The organism is Micromonospora sp. NPDC050686 (assembly GCF_040654475.1).
Classification (GTDB): Bacteria; Actinomycetota; Actinomycetes; order Mycobacteriales; family Micromonosporaceae; genus Micromonospora.
Genome location: NZ_JBFAID010000072.1, coordinates 21,021 through 27,448, shown reverse-complemented (window position 1 = coordinate 27,448; position 6,428 = coordinate 21,021). Strand labels below are relative to the sequence as shown.

The 6,428-nt window shown below is 68.7% G+C and carries 7 protein-coding genes and 1 pseudogene; 4 read left to right on the top strand and 4 right to left on the bottom strand.

The genetic code is table 11. The features are described from left to right. Positions 1-95 precede the first annotated feature (95 nt). Together AB0H57_RS29740 and AB0H57_RS29735 are read right to left on the bottom strand one after the other, a co-directional pair. On the bottom strand, positions 96-887 hold the full coding sequence (locus tag AB0H57_RS29740) for a hypothetical protein (RefSeq protein ID WP_357511989.1): 792 nt from the start codon (positions 885-887) through the stop codon (positions 96-98). Beyond that, positions 884-1,513 carry an RNA polymerase sigma factor gene (locus AB0H57_RS29735; protein WP_357511988.1) on the bottom strand — a complete coding sequence of 210 codons (630 nt, stop codon included), beginning with the start codon at positions 1,511-1,513 and terminating at the stop codon, positions 884-886. The genes AB0H57_RS29740 and AB0H57_RS29735 overlap by 4 nt, the downstream gene beginning before the upstream one ends. 165 nt (positions 1,514-1,678) lie before the next feature. Here AB0H57_RS29735 and AB0H57_RS29730 point away from each other — a divergent pair, with 165 nt between their 5' ends. The 3 genes and pseudogenes from AB0H57_RS29730 to AB0H57_RS29720 form a co-directional block, all read left to right on the top strand. Then, complete coding sequence (locus AB0H57_RS29730; protein ID WP_357511987.1) at positions 1,679-2,245, top strand: hypothetical protein; 567 nt, start codon at positions 1,679-1,681, stop codon at positions 2,243-2,245. Between the two features lie 2 nt (positions 2,246-2,247). After that, positions 2,248-2,919 (top strand): nucleotidyl transferase AbiEii/AbiGii toxin family protein, encoded by a 672-nt coding sequence (locus tag AB0H57_RS29725; protein ID WP_357511992.1) that lies wholly within the window; start codon positions 2,248-2,250, stop codon positions 2,917-2,919. A gap of 232 nt (positions 2,920-3,151) precedes the next feature. Beyond that, positions 3,152-3,529 (top strand): annotated as a pseudogene (locus AB0H57_RS29720) (hypothetical protein); the annotation flags it as partial. A 148-nt stretch (positions 3,530-3,677) separates the two neighbouring features. On the opposite strand, the gene AB0H57_RS29715 reads toward AB0H57_RS29720, so the two are convergent. Then, the gene (locus tag AB0H57_RS29715; RefSeq protein ID WP_357511986.1) at positions 3,678-4,328 is read right to left on the bottom strand and encodes a response regulator transcription factor; all 651 of its coding nucleotides are present in this window, start codon (positions 4,326-4,328) and stop codon (positions 3,678-3,680) included. A 50-nt stretch (positions 4,329-4,378) separates the two neighbouring features. Then, positions 4,379-5,527 (bottom strand): histidine kinase, encoded by a 1,149-nt coding sequence (locus AB0H57_RS29710; protein ID WP_357511985.1) that lies wholly within the window; start codon positions 5,525-5,527, stop codon positions 4,379-4,381. Positions 5,528-5,711: 184 nt separating this feature from the next. On the opposite strand from AB0H57_RS29710, the gene AB0H57_RS29705 reads away from it, so the two are divergent. Beyond that, positions 5,712-6,362 (top strand): hypothetical protein, encoded by a 651-nt coding sequence (locus AB0H57_RS29705; RefSeq protein ID WP_357511984.1) that lies wholly within the window; start codon positions 5,712-5,714, stop codon positions 6,360-6,362. Positions 6,363-6,428 lie beyond the last annotated feature (66 nt).

Sequence of the window (6,428 nt, the reverse complement as noted above, 5' to 3'; positions counted from 1 at the left end):
CCGCCGCCATCTGGCACAACAACAAAACCGGCGCACCCGTCACCCGATCCCTGATCGCCTACGACCACTGACCGATTTCGGAACTACTCGTCTAGTTATTGGATCGGTAGCCGGACGGTAGACGGGTCGACGAGCGTGACGCCTGCGGCAGTGCGCACATGCAGCTTGCTGCCGGCGAACTCGCCACGATCACTGGGCCACCACACACCCCAGATGCCGTTCCTCAGCGTGGCGCTCACTCGAAGTCCATTCGCCAGTACCACGTCGACGCCAGTCACCGCGGCACCGCTCAGGCCGAACATCTGGAAGGCTTGAATGCCGCCCTCTGGCGGCTGCTGCAAAACGCCGCCGAGCACCAGCACGGCACTGTCTTGCGGCTTGGTGAACGGTTTGTCGGAGACGGTGGCCGCCATGAGGTTGAGCCCATTGCGCCCGTCGGCCTTCAGGCCAGACAGGGCGATCAAGGGGTCCCTGGAGGTGCCGCTACCCATTGAGACATCGACGCAGAAGGTGAAACCGCCGCGTCGATCGACCAGCACCTCCCGTCGGTCCGCCGCCTCTCGGCGCGCCGGGACACCTCCGACGCCCACCCCGCCGACGCCGAGGTCGCTGCATTTCGAAGCCCAGCCCTCGATGTCTTCATCCGAAGCGGTCAGTGGTGGAGCGGCCTGCGGGACGGGCGTCCAGGCGGCATAATTCTGCTGCGGTGGCTCAGGGTCGACCGCGAGCGCGATGAAGCCGACTGCCGCGGTCAGGACAGTGAGGCCACCGGCTATGGCGATACGCCGGTTCCGAATCGGCGCAGCCCCACGCGAGGCCTGAGCAACCAGCATTCGCCGAACGTCGGTCTGGCGCTGTGGGTCCAGGCGGGATCGCAGCTCAGTCATGACATCTCCTGTCGCTGTGTGGGGGTGGCGACTGGGCAGGCTGCGGGATCGACAATGCCGAATAAGCTTGTCTCGGCGTCGAGCCGGGACCGGGCCCGCGACAACCGCGACCGGACGGTGCCCACCGGTACGCCGAGCGCTACTGCCGCCTCGGCATATGTGAGGCCCTGCCAGACACAGAGCAGCAACACGTCGCGATCGGGCGGCCTCAGTCGCTCGAGAGCCGCCCGCAACCGGGCCAGGTGTCGCTCGTCATCGAGCCGGCCGGCGACCTCCTCGGCGTGGTCGGGCGTGGCCGAAGCGGGCGCCAGCCGTTCCAGCGCCCGTCGATGCCGCACCGCGGTCCGCCAGCGATGCTGAATCGTCCGGCGAGCGATCCCGTACAACCACGGCAGCGCATTGCCATCGACCAGCTCGACCTCACCCCGCCGACGCCACGCCTCCAGGAACACGATGGAGACCAGATCATCGGCAGCGTCGATCGAGCCGGTCCGGCGGGCACAGAATGCCCGGACGGCCCCGCCGTGCCGGTCAAAGAGAACACCGAAGCACTCGGCCTCCCCCTGGCGCGCTCTCTGCCACAGCTCGCCGTCGTCGGCCCGGATCATGTCCGCCGTCTCGCTCACACTCTCCTATGACCGTTGCGCCCGTCAGGTTCCACTTCCGGTAGCACTACATCTGAACCAGCCCAGTGCAGCATGCTCGCCACAGCCGGCTCAGGTTCATGACACCGACAACGAGGGTGCCGCAAGGAGCCAAGCGTGCTTGGCCTAGCGTAGTAGACTGGCGGCATGGGTCAGTTCTCCGAGGATGAGCTGCATGCGGCTGTCTCCCGGTACGAGGCGACGCGGGCGCGGGCGTTGACCGAGCGGGACGAGCAACTGCGGGCGTTTCACGCGGCCGGCTGGCGGCCGGTGGATCTGCAGCGGGTCACCGGATACAGCCGGGAGACGATCCGTCAGGCGCTACGACCGGAAGTCCGAGCGGCGACCAACCTCAGCCGGCGCAGGACATCACCCCAGCCCCCTGCGGACTACCGGCCCTACGGTGACCGGAGGCCCTACGTAGTGGCCGAAACCCTTACCGCGCTGCACGGCCCGACCGAGGGCACGGTGACGCTTCCGCGTCATCTCGACTGGTCCGGGCACGCCGACTACGACCTTGACCGGCCCGCACGCCTGGCCAGCATGTACAAGGTGGTGCTCACCGAAGCCAGCACGGCCGAGGACCTCAATGCCTGGCTCGACGCCGACCTCCTCCAGCAGCTCTGGCCCACCCTGTGGCTGCCACCCCAACTCCGGCAGCGCTGGGAGGAAGCCTTCCCCGAACTCGCCGCCACCCGCAGCGACGCGGCGTAGCGGTGGACCCCTTCCACGAACGCCTCGCCCGTACCGGGCTCGCGGCGGCCGATCGATACGGCTTCGCGCTGGCCGGCGGTTACGCGGTCCAGGCAGCCGGGTTTGTCGAGCGGCCCAGCGAGGACGTCGACCTGTTCACCGCCTGGGACCGCCGCGACGAGTTCACCGCCGCGGTCGTCGCCGTCGTGCACGCCTACCGCGACGACGGCCTCACCGTCGAGACCGAGCGGCAGTACGACACCTTCGCCCGGCTGGCCGTCACCGACGGTATCCGGGTTTCAAAGGTCGAACTCGGCGTGGACTGGCGCGCCAACGAACCGATCCTCATGGCGATCGGACCGGTACTCCACCCCGACGACGCGGTCGCGAACAAGATGAGCGCCCTCTACGGGCGAGCGTTCGCCCGGGACTTCATCGACATCGACGCCACACTCCGATCCGGCCGCTACACCCGCGAAAACCTCCTCGCCCTCGCGCAGCGCGCCGACCGTGGTTTCGACCGGCGCGTCTTCGCCGACGCCCTCGGACAAGCCGCCCTGCTCGATCCTGACGACTTCGCCCAGTACGGCGTCACCGGCAAAGCGCTGGACGATCTCCGCAACCGATTCGCCGAATGGCGCCGTGATCTGCTCAGCGAGGAGGAATCCGCTCGACCCGACGGCTCCGTCAGATAGCGCTCCAGATGATCTTCGGCAAGCGATCGCAGCAAGGCCGCGAAGCGACCGGCACGCGCAGACAGAAATCAGAAAGCCGCAGGTCATTGGCCTGCGAAACCGGCGGAGCGTCGGGTTAGGAAACCGTTGCTCTATCCCCTGAGCTACGGGGGCGCGAGGGCCTAGTCTAGCGACCTGGGGGTTCACCTGGGGTGGCAGGGAGTGGCCCACGTTCGCCCACGTCACCGGCACCCTGTTCTCGCAGCCCAGGACCACATCCGGAGCACACGAACCCCGGTTTGCGACCGGCGGTCCGCCTCATGGACCCGCGCTGGCACGGGTTGACCCGGGTTGGCATCCGCTGGAGAACACACACCGCGCACATCGAAGATCAACGACCATCCGTCCCGCCCACCTATCGCAGGCGCCGCACCGGAGGATCTATGCGCAAGCCTGCCGAGATTGTTGCCGTCCTTTTGGGCTCGGCGTCGGTGCCGCGGTCGGTCCGTCCCGCGGGCCGGCTGCCGTCTGGTCCGGCGTCGCGATCGCCGCGCGCCCCCTTCGCGGTGCCCCGCGGTTCGCCGCGTATGCCGCAGGGCAGGTTACGTGCGTCCCTCACGTCGCTGCGCACGACCCGGGCGCGGCGGCATACGCCCTCAAGACCGTCCGAGCTGCGGCTGACCCCGCGAGGTTGACGACGGAGCACGGGAGTACCAGTGGCAGCGCGACCAACTCCCCGATGGGACGGAATCGTGCAGCGGCGCAGGACCGAGGAGCGGTCAGTCCTTCCGCCCGGGAACCACGACGCCGGACTCGTACCCGAGCACGACGGCCTGCGTCCGGTCTCGGAGACCGAGCTTGGCGAGCACCCTGCCCACATGCGTCTTCACGGTCGCCGGGCTGATGAACAGGTGGGTCCCGATCTCGTCGTTGGTGCGGCCACGGGCCAAGTGCCAGAAGATCTCCCGCTCGCGTTCCGTGAGCGAGCTGATCGCTGCCAGCGACTCGGCCGAGGGGGCGGTGAAGCGCTCGACAAGGCGTCGCACGAGCTCCGGCGCGAGGACGGAGTCCCCCCTCGCGGCGACCCTGATCGCGTGGATGAGGTCGGGAGGGTCGACGTCCTTGAGCAGGAAGCCACTCGCCCCTGCCCGCATCGCAGAGAACACCATCTCGTCCTCGCCGAACGTCGTGAGCACGAGCACGCGGGTCGCGGACCCGCCCTCGACGATGCGTCGGGTTCCCTCGATGCCATCGAGTTCGGGCATGCGGATGTCCATGAGGATGACGTCGGGGTGCTCGCGGTCGACGACAGTCACCGCCTGAAGTCCGTTGCCTGCCTCGCCCACGACCTCGATGCCCGGCTCGGAGTCGAGGATCAGCCGCAGCCCGGTGACGATGAGGGACTGGTCGTCGGCAATCACCACCCGCACGGGCCTGCCGCTCCCAGAGCCCGATCCTGCATGCCCGCCAGTTCCGTGGCTCATGCGGCCACCTTGATGGGCACCGCGGCTTCGAGGCGGAAGCGACCCGGCGGCCGCGTCGTCCGCAACCACCCACCACATGAACGTGCCCGCTCTTCCATCCCGATGAGGCCGAATCCTAGATCATGCGAACCCTGCTCGCGATGGTCACTCGCCCCAGCGTCGCCCACCCGGTTGTCGATGACGATGTGCACGAGGCCGGCCTTCGACTCGAGCCGCACCCGCACGTCTCCCGATCCGTGACGGACGGCGTTCGTCAGGGACTCCTGGACGATGCGGTACGCGGCCAGATCCTCGGCGGGGCCGAGAGCTGGCAGTCGGTCGTCTCCGTCCAGACGCACGTCCAGTCCTGCCGAGGTGAGCTCGTCGACGAGGCCGGCGACGTCCACCAGGCGCGGTGTCGGTCCCGTGCCGAGGGTGCCGGGTGCCTCGCGGAACAGCGCGACGAGAGTGCGCAACTCGTCCATGGCCTCCTTGCCCGTCGACCGCGCGGCCCGGATGGCCAGACGTGCCCGAGTCGGGTCGCGGGTGAACGCGTGGTCGGCGGCGCCCAGTTGCATCACCATGACGGCGAGCGAGTGACCGAGCACGTCGTGCAGATCCCGAGCGATCTCGGTGCGATTGGAGGCGATCGCCTCGCGAATGTGCCGCTCGCGTTCGCTGATGAGCCGAAGGTTCTCCACAACGACCTGGTCGCGACGTTCGAGACTGGCGCGGACGGTATACCCGGCGGCCCATGGCGCCCCCACGATAACGGTCGTGAGCAGCAGGCTCGGCACGTCCGCCGGATCGTTGATGAGGACGCCCACCCACGTGAAGGCGAGCGCCAGGGCAAGGCCGGCGAGCTGCTCCCGTCGATGCCCGTACCTCGCGACGGAGTAGACGGTGAGGACCAGGGCCAGGATCGCGGCGTAGCCCTCACTCGTGACGTCGTGCCCCAGTCCGTCGCTCACGAGCAGGACGCCCCAACCGAGTGCCACGGCAGGGAGCGGATGGCTCCGGCGCGCCGCGACCGGAAGGGCCACGCACGCAACTCCCACCAGCGCGACCCATCCGCTCCGCTGCAGGCCAACCTGGAGGGCGCCGAGCGCAAAGAGGCCGAGTGCCAGGGCCACGTCCTGGCTGACGGCGTGCCGGTCCGCTCTCACGATCGCAAGGCTAGGACAGCGGGGTCGGGAAACACGTCGTCTTCACGGTGGATGAGCCTACGTCGCGAGGGGTATGCGGCCCGCTCCCGTCGGCGCGTCCCTGACGCCGTGAGGGCGACGCGCCAGCCGTGGGCAGGTTCGTACGGTCGGACGGTCCGTTCCACCGCTCTCACGGAGGGTCTCGATGTCCAACTCCACGTCTCGCCCGGCGATCTGTCTCACCACCGGTACCGCCCTCGGGCTCGCCGGCGTCGTCCTCATGCCCCGGCTGGTCGGCTCCCAGGTCGAGAACCTCGAGGTGATCGAGGCGCACTCGGGGCGGTTCCTCGCAGCGTCGGCGCTCACGTTCGTCTCGGCTATCCTGCTCGCGGTCGGCTTCGCGCTGCTGGGAGGCGAGATGGCCCGTGGTGGCCATCGCCGGGCCAGCGTGCTGCTGTTCCTCGGCTCCGTCGGGTGGTTGCTCCACACAGCGGTGATCGCGGTCAACGCCGTGATGTCCGAGCTCGCCTCGTCCACGGCGCGTGCCGAGATGGCCGAGGTCGCAGACCAGATCTTCGGAGGTCCGGTGTTCCTGGGGCTGCTCATACCGATGATGCTGGCCACCGTCATCGGGATGATCGGCACCGGCATCGTCCTCTGGCGAACTGGTCGTGCCCCCGTCTGGATCGGCGTGGCTATCGCGATCGCCCTGTTCCTCGACTTCGTCACGCCCGAACAGCTCAGTGGCATCCCGATGTTCGCCCTGCTCACGGTGGCGTTCGGTGCCTTGGCCGCGCGGAAGCCTCTTGGTCGTCCCGCACCGTCGCACGCGGTCCCGGCCGACGCAGGTCGATGAGTGAAGGCGACGTCACTCGACGCGCCGGATGTTCGTCCACCTGGTCCGGCCGCGACGGTCCGGCGC